The sequence below is a fragment of the Streptomyces sp. NPDC001156 genome, assembly GCF_053598275.1.
Genome location: NZ_JBSFJX010000187.1, coordinates 1 through 15877, shown reverse-complemented (window position 1 = coordinate 15877; position 15877 = coordinate 1). Strand labels below are relative to the sequence as shown.

General features: G+C 68.7%; 12 protein-coding genes and 1 pseudogene. 7 read left to right on the top strand and 6 right to left on the bottom strand.

The annotated features are described in order from the left end of the window. Positions 1-111: pseudogene (locus tag ACWDA7_RS41675) on the top strand (transposase); the annotation flags it as partial. Between the two features lie 334 nt (positions 112-445). After that, positions 446-1345: a LysR substrate-binding domain-containing protein gene (locus ACWDA7_RS41670; protein WP_450611905.1), complete on the top strand. Its 900-nt coding sequence runs from the start codon at positions 446-448 to the stop codon at positions 1343-1345. Positions 1346-1451: 106 nt separating this feature from the next. On the opposite strand, the gene ACWDA7_RS41665 is transcribed toward ACWDA7_RS41670, so the two are convergent. From ACWDA7_RS41665 to ACWDA7_RS41640, 6 genes are all read right to left on the bottom strand, one after another. Continuing rightward, positions 1452-2876, bottom strand: coding sequence for an aldehyde dehydrogenase family protein (locus ACWDA7_RS41665; RefSeq protein WP_450611903.1), 1425 nt, complete (start codon positions 2874-2876; stop codon positions 1452-1454). 56 nt (positions 2877-2932) lie between these two features. Then, positions 2933-3556 carry a fumarylacetoacetate hydrolase family protein gene (locus ACWDA7_RS41660; RefSeq protein ID WP_450611901.1) on the bottom strand — a complete coding sequence of 208 codons (624 nt, stop codon included), beginning with the start codon at positions 3554-3556 and terminating at the stop codon, positions 2933-2935. Positions 3557-4060: 504 nt separating this feature from the next. Continuing rightward, entirely contained in the window at positions 4061-4843 is a 783-nt protein-coding gene (locus ACWDA7_RS41655) for an enoyl-CoA hydratase-related protein (protein ID WP_450611899.1), read from the bottom strand. 79 nt (positions 4844-4922) lie between these two features. Then, positions 4923-5717, bottom strand: coding sequence for a crotonase/enoyl-CoA hydratase family protein (locus ACWDA7_RS41650; RefSeq protein ID WP_450611897.1), 795 nt, complete (start codon positions 5715-5717; stop codon positions 4923-4925). Further along, the gene (locus ACWDA7_RS41645) at positions 5714-6148 is read right to left on the bottom strand and encodes a Zn-ribbon domain-containing OB-fold protein (RefSeq protein ID WP_450611895.1); all 435 of its coding nucleotides are present in this window, start codon (positions 6146-6148) and stop codon (positions 5714-5716) included. The genes ACWDA7_RS41650 and ACWDA7_RS41645 overlap by 4 nt, the downstream gene beginning before the upstream one ends. Before the next feature lie 37 nt (positions 6149-6185). Next, positions 6186-7373 carry a thiolase family protein gene (locus tag ACWDA7_RS41640; RefSeq protein ID WP_450611893.1) on the bottom strand — a complete coding sequence of 396 codons (1188 nt, stop codon included), beginning with the start codon at positions 7371-7373 and terminating at the stop codon, positions 6186-6188. Between the two features lie 642 nt (positions 7374-8015). On the opposite strand from ACWDA7_RS41640, the gene ACWDA7_RS41635 reads away from it, so the two are divergent. The 5 genes from ACWDA7_RS41635 (at position 8016) to ACWDA7_RS41615 (ending at position 15751) form a co-directional block, all read left to right on the top strand. After that, complete coding sequence (locus tag ACWDA7_RS41635; RefSeq protein WP_450611891.1) at positions 8016-8987, top strand: alpha/beta hydrolase; 972 nt, start codon at positions 8016-8018, stop codon at positions 8985-8987. A 108-nt stretch (positions 8988-9095) separates the two neighbouring features. Beyond that, positions 9096-10169, top strand: coding sequence for an alcohol dehydrogenase catalytic domain-containing protein (locus tag ACWDA7_RS41630; protein ID WP_450611889.1), 1074 nt, complete (start codon positions 9096-9098; stop codon positions 10167-10169). Positions 10170-10193: 24 nt separating this feature from the next. Continuing rightward, entirely contained in the window at positions 10194-11846 is a 1653-nt protein-coding gene (locus ACWDA7_RS41625; protein ID WP_450611887.1) for a flavin-containing monooxygenase, read from the top strand. Beyond that, positions 11843-14026 carry an acetate--CoA ligase family protein gene (locus tag ACWDA7_RS41620; protein WP_450611885.1) on the top strand — a complete coding sequence of 728 codons (2184 nt, stop codon included), beginning with the start codon at positions 11843-11845 and terminating at the stop codon, positions 14024-14026. The genes ACWDA7_RS41625 and ACWDA7_RS41620 overlap by 4 nt, the downstream gene beginning before the upstream one ends. A 111-nt stretch (positions 14027-14137) precedes the next feature. Beyond that, positions 14138-15751 carry an AMP-binding protein gene (locus ACWDA7_RS41615; RefSeq protein WP_450611883.1) on the top strand — a complete coding sequence of 538 codons (1614 nt, stop codon included), beginning with the start codon at positions 14138-14140 and terminating at the stop codon, positions 15749-15751. Positions 15752-15877: the final 126 nt, after the last annotated feature.

Here is a 15877-nt window from a genome sequence, read left to right as displayed (position 1 = left end):
GTGGACATGGACCGCTTCGCCACCGCCGCCCACCTGGCCTCCTGGGCCGGAATGTGCCCGGGCAACAAGGAGTCCGCGGGCAAACGCCTATCGGGGCATACCCGAACAGGACGCGTACCCGGCTACGATCGGCCGCCGACGGCGACGGACCGCAGGTCTTCGCGGCCGTTCCAGCGGCGTGAGTCCGCCCGAACGGCGGCCCCCGCGCGCGCAGACCTCAGTTCCGCGGCCGCTGCCGTCGGCTCCGCGGCCCGGCCGCCGACCGGCAACGGCCTCTGCTCGGCGTTTCCGAACAGGGCACCTGGGCCTCTTGCGCAGACGAGAATCTCGGGATCTACTTGACCAAGCAAGTACTTCGTGGGTGTCTGCCGGACAGGCCGGCCTGACCGTGCGCGGAGTGGTCGCCGCCCCGTCGGGTGGCCGTCAGGACGAGGGGAGCTGGTTCATGGAGCTCCGGCACATCGAAGCGTTCATCGTCGTGGCCGAGGAATTGAACTTCCGCCGGGCCGCAGAGCGGCTACACATCGCCCAGCCGCCGCTATCACAGCAGATCAAGCGACTTGAGCGCGATGTGGGCGCGACGTTGCTGTTCCGCACCACCCGGCAGGTCGCCCTCACTCCCGCTGGCGAGGCGTTCTTGTACGAGGCGCGCCGTGCCGTGCATGGTGTGCACGCGGCACGGCGCGCGGCCACGGAGGTGGCTGCGGGGAGGACCGGCGTGGTCCGGCTGGGGTTCAGCGGCCCCGCGTCGTACGAGGTACTCATGGTGCTGACCAGGATGTACCGCGAGCAGCGTCCCAACGTGCGGCTGGACGTGGTCGGCCCGGTGTACGGAAGTGACCTTTCCGACAGACTCAGCCGCGGCGAGATCGACGCCAGCCTGGTGCGGCTGCCGGTGCCGGGCTCGCAGATCGCCGTCCGGGAGATCGTCCGGCAGGACATGGCCGTGGCACTGCCCGCCGACCACCCATTGGCGGATCGCCCGCACGCCGAGCTGCGCGACCTGCGCGACGAACTGGTTATCAACTATCTGACGGAACGCGGCGGCACAGTTCCCAACGTGGTCCAAAGCGCCTTCCTCGAGCACGGGTTCAGTCCCAAGGTGATCCAGTCCGCGCCCGATGTGCACGCCATCATGTCATTGGTCGGCGCTGGCGCCGGGATCGGTTTCGTCCCACTCTCGGTGAGCCATATCAGGCTACCGGGCGTCGTTCTTGTGCCGGTCCCGGAAATCCCGCCGCTGCCGCTGGCCCTGGCCTGGAGCGAAGACGATCCCAGCCCGGCGCTGTCGGCCCTGGTCGCCCTTGTCGACGACGTGGCCGACTTGTTTCGGGCGCGGCACTAGCCCGCTGTCCGACCCTGCTCGGCTCGTACAGGTCAGGCGGGCACCGCCCGTCGGTGGCGCATGTACGCAGCGCATGCGCGCCCCGACGACCGGCACACGGGGGCAACTAGGGCTTGCGCACCGAGATTACCTGCGGGCTGGTGTACTGCAGCAGACCTTCGATCCCGTTCTCGCTGCCGATTCCGGACGCCTTGTGCCCGGCCACGGGAAAGTTCGGCAGGACGCGTTGGGCCTCGTTCACCCAGACGACCCCGGAGTCGATGCGTTCGGCGATGCGGCTCGCGGCTTCCAGGTCGGCGCTCCACACCGATCCACCGAGTCCGTACTCCGAATCGTTCACCCTTGCCACGACGTCGTCGACGTCCCGGAAGCGGAGCAGCGGGACCACCGGACCGAACTGCTCCTCCGAGACGACGGCGGCGGCGTCGGGGGGGTTGTCCAGGATGGTGGGATGGATGAAGTATCCCGGCCCGTCGGGGACCTCCCCCTTGAGTAGGAAAGCCAGTCCAGAGCGTTCGCACTGCTCGATCAGCTGGACGATCCTTCGGTACTGCACCTGGTTCTGGACCGGGCCGAGTGTCACACCCTCATCCTTTCCGTTGCCCACCCGGGCCTGCGCCGCGACATGCACGAGCCTCGTGGCGAACTCGTCGTAGATGTCGTCGTGGACGTAGACACGTTTGGTCGCCAGGCAGACCTGGCCGCTGTTGCGGAAGCACGACTCGAAGATCGCGTCGGCGACGCTGTCGAGGTCCACGTCCGGAAGGACGACGGCGGCGTCGTTGCCGCCGAGTTCAAGAGTGACCCGGGCCAGCTGGCGCGCCGCCGCGTCCATGACTTTCTTCCCGGTCACGGTGGATCCGGTGAAAGAGAACTTCTGGATTCCCTGTTGGGACGTCAGCCTGGGGCCGAGGCTGTCTCCGCCGCTGATGACGTTGACGACTCCTGGGGGCACGATATCCCGGACCAGTTCGGCGAAGCGCAGCATTGTCAAAGGAGTGAAGGGAGACGGCTTGACGACGACCGTGTTACCGGTGAGCAGTGCCGGCCCGATTTTCCGAAATGCCAGCGCGACCGGGAAGTTCCACGGCACGATGGCCGCGACGACTCCCAGCGGGACATTGCGTATACGGAGCCGGTGTGTGTCGTCCTCCCGGGTCTCCTCCTCCGGGAACTCGCACGCGGCGAGCCAATCGGCCCACGCCACGACGCTCTCCACCTCCTTGCGGGCGGAGGACAGCGGTTTGCCCTGTTCGCTGGTGAGCAGGGCGGTCAGTTCGTCGACGTTCTCCTGCACCACCCCGCCCATGGCGCGGACGATGCGGCGCCGCTCCGCCAGGGGCACGGAGCGCCACGTGGTGAAGGCCCGGCCCGCGGCATCCGCTGCGGCCGCGAGCTGGTCGTCGGTGGCGTCCGGCACCCGCGCTACCACTTCTTCGGTCGCCGGGTTGAGAATGTCCAGGAGCGCGCCCCGTCCCTGTACCAGGCGTCCGTCGATCAACATGCCGAACTGGCGGACGTCGTGACTCATGCCGGCCGTCTCCCCTCTTCCGATTCGATGCTGGACGTAGTGCCGATCGCGCAGTATCACGCGGCGACGAAACGCTGCCTGAGCTCGCCGACGCCCTCGACCATGGTGACGAGCTCGTCACCGGCCTTGAGATAGACGGGGGGCTTGCGGGCCGCGCCGACTCCGCCCGGGGTGCCGGTGAAGATGACGTCGCCCGGCAGAAGAGGCAGCTTCGCCGACAGTTCTGCGATCAAGGCGGGCACGGAGAACAGGAGACCGGAAGTCGAGGCAAACTGCATCTGCGTGCCGTTGACGGTGCAGCTGATCTGGAGGTCGTCAGGATCGGCCAACTCGTCGGGGGTGACCAGCCACGGCCCCATGGGACTGAAACCCGGGAAGGACTTGCCGAGGCTCCACTGGGGCATCTGGTTCTTCATCTGCTCGGTGCGGTCACTCAGGTCCTGGCCCACCGTCAATCCTGCGACGTGCCCCCAGGCGTCCTCGGCGGCGACGTTGCGCGCCAGCCTGCCGATGACCACGACGAGCTCGGCCTCCCAGTCCACTTTCGGCCCGGAGAGCACGACGTCGCTGATTGGCCCGGTGATCGACGTGGGGAACTTCGTGAACACCACCGGAAACTCGGGCGTCTTCAGACGGGCCTCGTCAGCGTGCGCACGGTAATTCGCGCCGATTCCGAACACCTGGGTGGGCCGCGGTGCGGGAGCCCCGAGGTCTTCCCTTGCGAAGGCAGATGCGTCGGCGGTGCCGATCCCCTGTCCGGCCCACTCGACAAACTCGTCCCAACGCCCGTAGACGGACTGGGGATCGGGGCCGAACCGCCCGTGACTGGCCTTCTGCACATCGACGGCTCCTGATTCTGTGAAGACCGTGAGCCTGTCCGAGAGGTTGCCGATACGCATTGTTTCTCCTCATTGATCTTGCGTGCAGGCCGGTTGAAGGCAGCGGCACAACCGACCAAATGGTCGGGTCGGCATTCCGCGGACGGTTTCTACGCTACTTTTCGGTGATTTCCGCGTCCAATACCGAGCCGGTCGGCGATTGATACCGTCCGCAGACATAGTTGCCTTTGGACATGAGGGTTGGGGCGGGCGGCGGCCTGAATGTGAGGCCGCATGGCCTGGACGAGCGGCCGTGCAGACGATTCCGGTGTAGGACAGTCCCGCCCCGGGACCGACCCCGCGGGATCAGCTGCCTGAGAAGTCCGGCGCCCGCTTCTGCACGAAGGCCGCGAGGCCCTCTGCGAAGTCGGCCGTGCCCGTCAGCACGGACTGCCCGGCGGCCTCCACGGCGAATGCCTGGTCCAGCTGGGAGATCGCCGCAGCACTGAAGGCGTGCTTCGTTTGTGCGAAGGCCGCAGTCGGGCCCTTGGCCAATCGGGTGGTCAGCGAGTCCACCGAGGAATCGAAGGAGTCATCCGCCACCGCCTGCGTGATCAGGCCCCATTCCGCGGCAAGCGGCGCCGGAATCCGCTCGGCCAGCATCGCCATCCGGGTGGCCCGGACGCGGCCGACGGCGGCGGGAACGAGTGCGGTGGCGCCGCCGTCGGGCATCAGGCCCACGTTGGCAAAGGCGAGTAGGAAGTAGGCCGATTCCCGCGCCACGATGAAGTCGGCGGCGAGGCTGACCGAGCAGCCCCCGCCGGCAGCAGGCCCGTTGACCGCGGCCACCACGGGTTTGGGTACCGTGCGCAGGGCGCGGACCAACCCGTTCACGCCCTTGATCGTGGCCGGCCCGCCCTCGTAGTCGGGGTCGGCCCGCGCGGACAGGTCGGCCCCGGAGCTGAAGGCCCGGCCCGTGCCGGTGACAACGATCACGCGCACGCCCTGATCACGGCCGGCCGCCTCGATGGCCTGCGTTGCCGTGGTGAGCATCTGGGGAGTGAACGCGTTCAGGCTGTTCGGGCGGTTGAACGTCACCCATGTCACTGGACCGCTGCGCTCAATCATCACGTCGGACTTGGCGCTCACCTCCGGCGTCCCCGGCCCGGCGCCCTGCGGCAACATCCCGCCGTACCTGTACCCGTACCCGTATGCGGGAACGGGCGGCTCACCGGGCTCGCCATACGGGCTGCCTCTTCTCGACGAACGCGGTGGTGCCTTCGGTGAAGTCCTGACTGGTCTTGATGAGGGAGATCTCGTCGGCGTTGCGGAGCCAGGCGCCGATTTCCGCTTGCAACGAGCCCTCGGCCAGGCCCGTTGCCAACCGTTTGCCGGCCTGTACCGCCAGCGGCGCGTTGTCGCTGATCCTGTCGGCCAGCGCCAGCGCCGCGTCCAGCACCGCGCCGTCCGGCACGACGCGGTTGACCAGCCCGAGACTCAAGGCACGCGGCGCATCGATCGGTTCGCCGGTGGAGATCATCTCCATTGCGATCTTCGGCGGGATCTGCTGCGGTAGCCGGAACACTCCGCCGGCCGCGGCGAACAGCCCGCGGGCAACCTCCGGTAGGCCGAAGGATGCGGACTCGGCGGCCACCGCAAGATCGCTGGCCAGCACCAGCTCCAGGCCGCCAGCCAGTGCGTAGCCGTTCACGGCGGCGATGATGGGTTTGCTGATGGGATGCCGAACGAAGCCGGCGAAGCCCCAGTCGTCATGCTCAGGAGCGGTCAGCGACTCGCCGCGGGACACCGCCTTGAGGTCCGCACCGGCGCAGAAGGCCCGGCCACCCGCGCCGGTCAGTACCACGGCCCGGATCTCGCGGTCCTCCTCGGCGCGGACCAGAGCCTGCCCGACGATTGTGCTGACCTCGGCATTGACGGCGTTCATCGCGCCGGGCCGGTTCAACGTGACCACCAGGACGTGGCCGCGCCGCACGACCAGGGCAGCGGGCTCGGTTGCGTTCATCGTGCACTCCGGGACTCGGGATGGCCGGGACGGGCCGGACGGAAGACGGGCACTGTCTCATGTTCGGGTTCTGTGCCGGAGGGCACAAACTCCACCTCGACGCGCAGGTCCCCCAGATCGGATTCGGGGTCGGTGCCGACGAGTCGGCACCACCACCACGGCCCCTCGTCCAGTTCGACGATGCCGACGACGGTGCGGTCAGGTTCGTGTCCGTCCACTCTCCTGCCGTGCACCGTGGCCCATGAGACCACCCTGCCGCCGCCGCGGGCCGGCACGTGTTCCCAGTCCGTCTCGTCGCAGGGCGGGGGTAGGCTCCGCGCGTCTAGGTACTCGCCGGTGCTTCGACGGCGGCGAAGCAGGAATTGGCCACCACGCGTGCCGTCGAAGAAGTCCGCTGAGGCGCTGTCCCGGCTGATCGGGCCGTTGACCATGGCTGCACCTTTCTGGTCGATGAGTGTGGAACCGGTGTCAGGAGTGCGATGCGCCTCCCAGCACCAAGGTGCTGTGGAAGTCGAGATAGCCGCCGTTCCCCGAGACGAGGACCACCTCGTGGCGGCGCGCCTGGCGCTCGCCGCCCTGGCCGCGCGCCTGGACGACCGCCTCGGAAAGCGGGGTCATGCCCCACATGTAGTAGGAGGAGAGCTGGCCGCCTCCGGTGTTCAGCGGCAGTGAGCCCGTGGGTCCCAGTACCCCCGGTTCCGACACGAACGCACCGCCCTCGCCCTTGTCGCAGAACCCGTAGTCCTCCAGGGTCAGCAGCACGGTGTACGTGTAGCAGTCGTACAGTTCCAGCACATCGACGTCGTCGATGGTGACGCCGGCCATCTTCAGCGCGGCGGGACCGGACTGCGCGGCTCCGCTGACCAGTCCGAAGTCGTCGTCGCGGCGCATCCGTTTTCCGGGATGGGCCTGGGCCCAGCCCATCACCGACACCGGCGGCTGAGCCAGCGACGCGGCACGATCCGCGGTTGTCACGATCACCGCGATGCCACCGTTGGAGACCAGGCAGCAGTCGAGAAGGCGGAGCGGCTCGACGACGAACCGGGACTCCTGGTGGTCGGCGAGGGTGATCGGGTAGCGCAGCTGGGCGAGCGGGTTCAGCCCGGCCCAGGCCCGCTGTGCCACGGCGATGGCGCCGAGCTGCTCACTGGTGGTGCCGAAGGTCCGCATGTGGCGCTGAGCGGCGAGCGCGTAGAACGTGTTGGGACCGGCGAACCCGCTGGCGTCGAGCAGCCCCGCCCAGCCGCGGGGCGCGGCCGGTTGTGCGTAGACCGAACCGGTGCTGCGCCCCGGCTGCAGCGGAGCGTCGGCGAAAACACATGCCACGGTGTCAGCCATGCCGGACTCCACGGCCATAGCCGCGTACTGCACCATGGCGCCCGCGGTGGAGCCGAACGACTGCATCTGGGTGAGCAGCCGCAGGTCGTGCAGGCCGAGGTCGACCTGCAGGCTGAGGTCCACCGAACGGGTCACACCTGCGGACACCAGCAGGCCGTCGATGTCGGAGAGCCTGAGACCGGCGTCGTCGGCGGCCCGCTTGACCGCTTCGGCCGCCAACTGCTGTGCGGTCGAGCCGTATACCTTGCCCATCTCGGTCAGCCCCAGGCCGACGACTGCGGCTCGGCGGTGTGCGGGCCTGTCGCCCCGTGCACTCATAAGGGACCTCACTCCGGTCTCGCGGCGGCTGCCCTCGGTGTCCGGGTACCGGACGGGGGCCGGAAATGTAGGGCCGCCGCGGCCGTCGCACGCCGATCCGGGGCATAGAGAGCGCCGTACGGGTTGGTGGCGCGGTGCGACGGCATGGCTTGTTCCTGACGGTCAATCGGACACGAACGTGCTGGGCGTAGTCCGCCGATTTCGCGGATTGCGGTGGGTGAGCCCGGCACATGGGCGCGGGCAAACGAGCTCGGGGAGCATTCTCACGGTGAAGAGGCTGTCGCCCTGTTCGACGGAGACTGCTCTGGGCCCAAAACGCACCGTAGTCGTCGATGCATTGCGTAACAACCCTCGACCGGCATGGCAGCAGAGGCGAATTAGGCCGGCGAACTCGTGGTGCGGTCCTTTTGCGCTGGTCAGGTCCGACTAGGTCATGCAAAGGAATCAGATATATCAACTTCAGTATTAGTCGGGGACCGCCGAGTGCTTTAGCGTACGAGTCGTGCAGGGCCGCCGTATTCGGCACCCTGGCAATACATTTCCGGAGCCCCGGCCGAGAGGCCGCGCCGCTCCCCATCGACGGCAGTCGGGCGCGCGTCCGTGCGTGCACCAGGCGACCCAAGGTCGTTCACGAGGAGCAGCGTGCCCCTTCACCCGCAGGCCGAGGCGCTCATCGCCCGGTTCGAAGAACAGAGCCGGGTCTCGGTGATGGATGTGCCGGTGACCGTGGCGCGCGAGGCCGCCGCAGGGTGGATCGCGCTGCAGGGCGAACTGGACCCGGTCGCCCAGGTGACCGACACCTTCGTGGCCGGGGCGGCCGGCCGCCTCCCGACGCGGGTCTACCGACCGGACGGGGCAACGGGTACGCGACCGCTCCTCGTCTACTTCCACGGCGGGGGCTGGGTCGTGGGCGGTATCGAGGTCGTCGACCGCCCGCTGCGTAAGCTCGCCAACGCCACGGGGGCGGTCATCGCGAGCGTGGGCTACCGGCTGGCTCCGGAAACCAGGTTCCCCGGGCCCGTCGAGGACTGCTATGCCGCACTGACCGACCTGTACGCCCGCGCCGGGGAGTGGGGCGCGGTCAGCGAGCGGCTCGTGGTCGCGGGGGACAGCGCCGGCGGCAACCTCGCAGCGGCGGTCTGCCTGATGTCCCGCGACCGAGGCGGGCCCCGGATCGCCTGCCAGGTTTTGATCTATCCGGTGACCGCACCCGCTGCGGGCTCGCCTTTCGCCTCGTACGAGGAGAACGCCGAGGGCTTTTTGCTCACCCGCGACTCCATGCTCTTCTACTGGGACCACTACCTGGCCGACGCAGGGCAGGCCACCGACCCCTACGCCGCGCCGCTGCGTGCGGAAAGCGTCGCCGGACTACCCCCAGCCCTGGTGCTCACCGCCGAGTACGACCCTTTGCGCGATGAAGGCGAGGCGTACGCCCGTCGGCTCCAGGAAGCGGGAGTCGAGGTGCGTGTGGTCCGCTACGACGGTTTCATCCACGGCTTCTTCTGGATGTCTGGTGTCCTCGACGCATTCCGGTACGCGGTCGACGACATCACCCGCGAACTGAGCACGCGGTTCGGAGCGCATCCGCTCGGCTCCTTGGACAGTCCGCCATGACCCCGGTGGTTCACAGGGCCGCCACCGAAGGGCGGACCTGCGGCGTGGCCATCGCCCGTACGCGATGGCCAGGCCTCCCTCAACCGGCCCCAAGGAGGACCGTCAGTCATGCGAGCCGCAGTACTCCACGCGATCGGCGACACGAGACTCCAGGTCCGGGACGACGTCGAGACCGTCGCCACCGGTCCGAACCAGATCAAGGTGAGAGTCCACGCCGCGAGCCTGTGCCACTCCGACCTATCCGTCATGAACGGCACCCTCATCCGTCAGACCCCCGTCATCCTGGGGCATGAAGGGGCTGGCGAGGTCGTCGAGACAGGCAAGGACGTCACCCGGGTCAAGCCCGGCGACCGCGTCATCATCTGCTGGCGGCCACCGTGCGGCGACTGTCCCGCCTGCCGCCGCGGCCAGGGCAATCTCTGCGTCGTCGGCGCGGGCGACTTTGCGCCGACCTTCCGCATCGGCCGGCAGGAGGTCCACTCCTTCATCAACTCCGGTACGTTCGCCGAGGAGACGGTGATCAGCGAGGCCGGTGCCTTTCCCGTGCCTGACGGCATGTCGTACGAAAGCGCGGCGCTGATCGGGTGCGCCGTCACCACCGGCGTCGGTGCCGCACTCAACACCGCGCGGATCGGTCCGGGTGCTTCGGTGGCAGTGATCGGCCTCGGCGGCGTCGGCATCGCGGCGGTCCAGGGCGCCCGGGTGGCCGGAGCCGCGTGTGTCATCGGTGTCGACCCGGTCGCAGAACGCCGGGACCGGGCGCGGAAGTTCGGCGTGACCGAGGCGGTCGCACCGGAGGCACTCGCCGACGCGTCGGCGCGCTGGACCGGCGGCGAGGGCTTCGACCATCTCTTGGAGGCGGTCGGCACCTCCGCCGCGGTCCGGGCCGCCTTCGACGCCGCGCGCCGCGGCGGCTCCGTCACGGTGATCGGTGTGGGTTCGGCCGAGACGCAGATTCCGGTGAGTCTCTACGAACTGCTCACCGAAAAGACGCTACAGGGCTCGTACTACGGCGGCCGAGACGTGTATCGCGTCTTCGAGCAGGTCATCGCGCTCTGGCGCGAGGGTCGCCTCAACCTCGACGAGATGATCACTCACCGGGTCGGGCTCGGGGACATCAACGAGGCTCTCGCACAGATGCGCTCCGGAGAGGCGCTGCGTACCACCATCACACTGGCCTGAAGGCCATCGGCCTGGAGGAACATCATGTCCAGTTCTCAACAGTCCCCGCCCGAGCAGGTCGACGCCGTCGTCGTAGGAGCGGGCTTCGCGGGCCTCTACCAGCTCTACCGCCTGCGCGAACTCGGCCTGAGCACCAGGGTGTTCGAAACCGCCGGCAGCGTCGGCGGTACCTGGTACTGGAACCGCTATCCCGGTGCCCGCTGCGACGTGGAGTCCATGGCCTACTCGTACTCCTTCTCCGAGGAACTGGAACAGGAGTGGGAGTGGAGTGAGCGGTACGCCACCCAGCCCGAGATCCTGCGCTATGCCCGCCACGTCTCCGAGCGTTTCGACCTGCTCAAGGACATCGACTTCAACACCACTGTGACGGGTGCCGTCTATGACCCCCTCGCACACTGCTGGACCGTGACCACGGACTCCGGTGAGCGGGTCACCGCCCGATTCGTCATCATGGCGACCGGTTGTCTGTCGGCCGCGAACCTGCCGAGGATCTCCGGCATCGGCAGCTTTACCGGAGCCATCCACCACACGGCGCGCTGGCCGCACGACGGCGTGGACTTCACCGGCAAACGCGTCGCAGTGATCGGCACCGGATCCTCCGGCGTCCAGTCCATCCCGCTGATCGCCGAGCAGGCCGCCGAACTGACCGTGTTCCAGCGCACCGCGCACTACACCCTGCCTGCCCACAATCGCCCGCTACGGGAAGGCGAGATCCGCGAGCGCAAGGCAGGCTACCGGGAGTTCCGGGAGGAACTGCGCCGTTCGCCGACCGGCATCCCGCGGGAACTTCCGGCGCGCGGCGCCTTCGAGGTGACCGCCGAGGAGCGGGAGAGCGCCTACGAGATCGCCTGGGACTCCGGTGTGCTGGGTGCGCTCAGCACAGCCTTCAAGGACCTCCTGCTCAGCCCGGCGGCCAATGAGACCGCGGCCGAGTTCGTTCGCGACAAGATCAGATCCGTGGTCGCCGACCCCGTGACCGCCGAGGCGCTCTGCCCCCGCGACTATCCCCTCGGCACCAAGCGCCCGTGCCTGGACACCGACTACTACGCGACGTACAACAAGTCGCATGTCCGCCTCGTGGATCTGCGTACCACCCCGATCGAGGAGATCACCGAGAAGGGCGTACGCACCGCCGACCGGGAGTACCAGGTCGACGCGATCGTCTTCGCGACCGGATTCGACGCCCTGACCGGCGCCCTGGCGGCGATCGACATTCGGGGCAGGCAGGGACTGGCGTTGCACGACAAGTGGGCTGCCGGCCCGCGCAACTACCTGGGCCTGGTCTCCGCCGGCTTCCCCAACCTGTTCACCGTCACCGGTCCGCTCAGCCCTTCGGTGCTCAGCAACATGATGGTCTCCATCGAACAGCACGTGGAGTGGATCACGGACTGCATCGCGTATCTGCGCCGCAACGGCCTCACCGAGATAGACACTACGGTGGAGGTCGAGGACGCCTGGACCGAACATGTCGCCGAGATCGCCTCGGGCACCCTCTACCCACAGGCCGCCTCCTGGTACATGGGCGCCAACGTGCCGGGCAAGCCCAGGGTCTTCATGCCCTATCTCGGCGGGGTCGGCGCTTATCGGGCGAAGTGCAGCGAGGTCGCTGCCGACGGCTACACCGGCTTCACGCTCTCGTCCTGCGCGGTCGAGTGGACGGAAGGAGTCGCACTGTGACGACCACCGCACCGGAGCAGCATCCGGAGGGCGGCGGCGAGGCCCTTGGTAAACTGCTGTACCCGCGGTCCATAGCGGTCATCGGCGCGTCGGACAATCCGACCAAGCTGTCGGGTCGGCCGCTTGCCTACATGAAGCGGTTCGGGTTCGCCGGGCGGATCCTGCCGATCAACCCCACCCGCAGTCACGTTCAGGGCCTGCCGGCCTACCGCAGCATCGATGACGTCGACGGCGACATCGACCTCGCCATGATCATGCTCTCCGCCGAACAGACGGCTGACACGGTACGGCACTGCGGCCGCCGGGGAATCCCGGTCGCCATCGTCGGCGCGTCGGGCTTCGCCGAACTCGGCGCCGAGGGGGTGGCGCTCCAGCGCGGCCTCCGGACGGCAATCGAGGAGAGCGGGGTGCGCGTGCTCGGCCCGAACTGCCTCGGCATGATCGCGGTCCGGGACCGTGCGATGCCCACGTTCAGTTCCGCGCTGGACGAGGATGTCCCGCTGGCCGAGGGGCCGGTGGCGTTCCTGAGCCAGAGCGGGGCATTCGGCGCGTTCGTGTTCAGCGAGTCGCAGAACCTGGGGATCGGGATCTCGCACTATCTCAACACCGGCAACGAAGTCGACCTGTCGGTGGCCGAACTGCTGGACGGCCTGGTGCGGACCGACCAGACGCAGGTGGTGCTGGCCTATCTGGAAGGTGTCAGCGACGGCCACAGGTTGCTGGACGCCGCCCGGCATGCGTACGAGCAGGACAAGCCGATCATCGCGGTGAAGGTCGGGCGATCGGCAGCAGGTGCCACCGCGGCACAGTCGCACACCGCTTCGCTGGCCGGCGACGACGCGGTGTTCGACGGCGTGGCCCGGCAACACGGCATCGTGCGCGTCGACGGACCGGAACAGATGCTCGACGCCGCACAGATCTTCGCCACCGGCCGTCGACTGCGCGGACGCCGGCTGACCACGCTCTCGGTCTCGGGCGGCGCAGGCGCTCTGGCGGCGGACGCCGCAGCGGCGCACGGAGTCGAGGTGCGCTCGTGGGACGAGACGTGGCAGGCGAAGATGGCCGCGGTCATCCCGGCGTACGGATCGACACGCAATCCCATCGATCTCACCGGCACACTGGTGGCGGAGCCGGACATCCTGCGCCGCAGCCTCCAGGTGGCCCTGCAGCATCCCGAGACCGACATGATCGCCGTCCTGCTCGGCTGTGCCGACAGCCAGTCGGCCGAACTCATCGACGCCATCGCGGCGGCGAACTCCTCCACCGACCGCCCGATTGCAGTGGTGTGGACCGGCGGCAGCGGCCGGCCGCGGCAACGGCTCCGCGAACTCGGCATCCCCTGTTACACGGATCCAGGACGGGCCGCCGCGGCCCTGGGCCGGCTTGCGGACTTCAGCCTCCGTCCTGCGCTGCCGAGGCCGCAGCGGCCGACCGGCATCGACGCCGCCGCCGCCCGGGACGTGCTGGTCCAGGCACGGGCCGCGGGCCGGGTCCAGCTCGACGAGTACCAGTCCACCCGGCTCGTTGCCGCCTACGGCGTGCCGTGTGCGGCCTCGCGTCCAGCCGCGACCGCCGACGAGGCCGTGACCGCGGCGAAAGAGTTGGGCGGTGCGGTCGCGGTCAAACTGCTCTCGGACCGGATCGGGCACAAGAGCGACATGGGCGGTGTGCGACTCGGGCTCGGCGACCCCGATTCCGTCCGGGAAGCCGCGGCCGACCTGCTACGTATCGCCCACGAGGCGCACGTGGAGGACGCCCGGCTGCTCGTCCAGTCAATGGCCGCCGCCGGTCCCGAACTCTTCGTCGGCGTCAAGCGCGACCCGGTGTTCGGACCGGTCATCGTGGTCGGACTTGGGGGAGTGCTGGTCGAGGCTCTGGCCGACAGCCAGGTCGCCTCGGCCCCGGTCGACGTCGACACCGCGCGACGACTGCTGCTGTCACTGCGCGGCAGTCGCTTGTTCGGGAGGCTGCGGGGCAAGCCGCCCCGCGATCTCGACGCGGCCGCGGAGGCTGTCGCACGCCTGTCCTGGCTGGCCGCCGACCTGTCCGACGACCTGGCCGAACTCGACGTGAACCCGCTACTGCTCAGGGACCAGGCCCATGGCGTCGTAGCAGTGGACGCCCTGGCGGTGCTGTCGAGCGGAGCGGCCAGGGCCGCAACCGCCGCCGATCGGCCCTGAGCCCGCTCGGCCAGTGACCGACGAACCGCCCTGCGCGTCCGGGCGGGGACGTCGAGGGCCGACGCGCAACGACGCGCAACCGTTCCATCATCTCGTCGATTGAGGACTCTCATGCGATCGATCCCCCACACTCCGCGCTCCCCGTTGACGACGACCATCGCCGGCCGCACCGTCGACTGGCTATTGGAAACACGGGCGGCGAACCGCCCGAAGCACCCGTTCCTGGTCTGGGAGCCGTTCGCCGCCACCGGACGTACCTGGACCTACGCAGAGTTCGCCCGCGATGTCGCGGCGGTCGCCGAAGGGCTGCGCCGGCGCGGCGTCGGCCCGGGATCGTTCGTACTGATCCACATGGACAACTGCCCGGAATACATTCTCACCTGGTTTGCCTGCGCCCGGATCGGCGCGGTCGCGGTCTGCACGAACACCCGGTCGTCACAGGACGAGGTGAGCTACTTCGGCAGCCACTCAGGCGCCTCGGTCGTCGTCACCCAGCCCAGTCTGGTGTCACTCGTGTCCAACGCCCTACCCGGCGCCAAGGCGGTGTTCGTCACCGACCACAACGCCGGCGACCCCGCGGCGGCCGCCGACCTTCCCAGCCGCAGCGAGCGGTTCGCCACCCTGCTGGACAACGAGCCCGGCCCGGCGCACCACAGCGGACCCCTCGATCCGGCTCTGCTCCTCTACACTTCGGGAACCACGGGCCGACCCAAGGCCGTCGTGTGGACCCACAGCAACACCATGTGGGCGGCCAAGGTCAACGGATCGCACGTCGGTCTCGGCCCCTCCGACGTCACCCAGGTATTTCTGCCGCTGTTCCACACCAACGCCCAGTCCTACTCGATCCTGTCCACTCTGTGGGCAGGCGGGACAGCGGTCCTTCAGCCACGCTTCTCCGCCTCACGTTTCTGGGATATCGCCCAGAAGCACAACTGCACGTTCGCCTCCCAGGTCAACTTTCCGCTGCGCGCCCTGGCCAACCGTGACGTGCCCCACCGGCACAGCTTCACCCGCTGGGGAACGGGCATATCCGGCCATCCCGCGGAAAAGACCTTCAACGTCCCGATGATCGGGTGGTACGGCATGACCGAGACAGTATCGGCCCCGATAGCCGGTGACCTGCTGGTACCAAACAGGGCCGGCACGATCGGCCGCGCGGCGCCCCAGTACGAGATCGCGGTGCTCGACGCCGGCGGCGAACCGGTCGGCGTCGGCGAGACCGGAGACCTCCGCGTGCGAGGCGTCCCGGGTGTCTCGCTCTTCGGCGGCTACCTGCATGACGAGGCCGCCACCGCAGCGGCCTTCGACGAACTCGGCTGGTTCATCACCGGCGACCGCATCACCGTGCACGAGGACGGCGCATTGAGCTATGCCGACCGCAGCAAAGACATGCTGCGAGTGGGCGGCGAGAACGTCGCGGCGTCCGAGATCGAACGAGTCATCCTGAGCGTCACCGGTGTCGCAGAGGCGGCGGTCGTCGCAGGGCCCGACCCGATGCTGGACGAGGTGCCGGTCGCCTTCGTGCTGGCCCGGCCAAATGTGGTCGCCGCGGTCCTGACCGAGGCGGTCCTGGCGGCATGCCGTCAGAATCTGGCCGACTTCAAGGTCCCCCGCGGGGTGCGGATCGTGGACAATCTGCCGCGGGCCACTCTGGGGAAGGTCGCCAAGAACGAACTGCGCATGCTGCTGCGCTCCGCGACCGAGGGGCAGCCGCCCGGAAAGTGATCCGTCCGGAGCCACGACGGGCACGGGGACCCACCGTTCCTAGTCAGTGAGCAGGAGTGGGTCTTGTACCCAGTCCTGGTCAACTGGCGCATCCCGAACGGTGGTGGATGCACTGGTCTCCCGCGT

Bases quoted from the DNA above. Each gene is read 5' to 3' on its own strand.
- ACWDA7_RS41670 (WP_450611905.1), top strand. From the start codon at position 446: ATGGAGCTCCGGCACATCGAAGCGTTCATCGTCGTGGCCGAGGAATTG.
- ACWDA7_RS41650 (WP_450611897.1), bottom strand. From the start codon at position 5,717: ATGAACGCAACCGAGCCCGCTGCCCTGGTCGTGCGGCGCGGCCACGTC.
- ACWDA7_RS41625 (WP_450611887.1), top strand. From the start codon at position 10,194: ATGTCCAGTTCTCAACAGTCCCCGCCCGAGCAGGTCGACGCCGTCGTC.
- ACWDA7_RS41640 (WP_450611893.1), bottom strand. From the start codon at position 7,373: ATGAGTGCACGGGGCGACAGGCCCGCACACCGCCGAGCCGCAGTCGTC.
- ACWDA7_RS41645 (WP_450611895.1), bottom strand. From the start codon at position 6,148: ATGGTCAACGGCCCGATCAGCCGGGACAGCGCCTCAGCGGACTTCTTC.
- ACWDA7_RS41665 (WP_450611903.1), bottom strand. From the start codon at position 2,876: ATGAGTCACGACGTCCGCCAGTTCGGCATGTTGATCGACGGACGCCTG.
- ACWDA7_RS41615 (WP_450611883.1), top strand. From the start codon at position 14,138: ATGCGATCGATCCCCCACACTCCGCGCTCCCCGTTGACGACGACCATC.
- ACWDA7_RS41630 (WP_450611889.1), top strand. From the start codon at position 9,096: ATGCGAGCCGCAGTACTCCACGCGATCGGCGACACGAGACTCCAGGTC.